This is a genomic window from Undibacterium sp. 5I2, assembly GCF_035019605.1.
GTDB lineage: Bacteria > Pseudomonadota > Gammaproteobacteria > Burkholderiales > Burkholderiaceae_D > Undibacterium.
Genome location: NZ_JASJVS010000217.1, coordinates 1 through 215, shown reverse-complemented (window position 1 = coordinate 215; position 215 = coordinate 1). Strand labels below are relative to the sequence as shown.

General features: G+C 57.2%; 1 protein-coding gene. It reads right to left on the bottom strand.

Features of this window, described 5'->3' with window-relative positions:
* On the bottom strand, nt 1-215 hold a 215-nt coding region (locus QN359_RS20015), incomplete at both ends, for an RRXRR domain-containing protein (protein ID WP_323493536.1).

The window sequence follows — 215 nt, the reverse complement described above, 5'->3', positions numbered from 1 at the left end:
CAAATTTCACCCGTCGCAAGCTTGAGTGTTTCGCTATGTCGCACAAGAGCGATGCCGGTCGTCTTGCTGCCGGGGTCAAGCTTGATCTTGATCGTTTGGAAGGCACTGTCAGTAACAGTACGGTCAAGCAAGCGTATCGCAAACGGGAACAGGCGATGCACGCGTGCCCGGCCTGCTGCGAGCAGCTTGCGCGCCCGTTTTTCGCTGCATGGCAT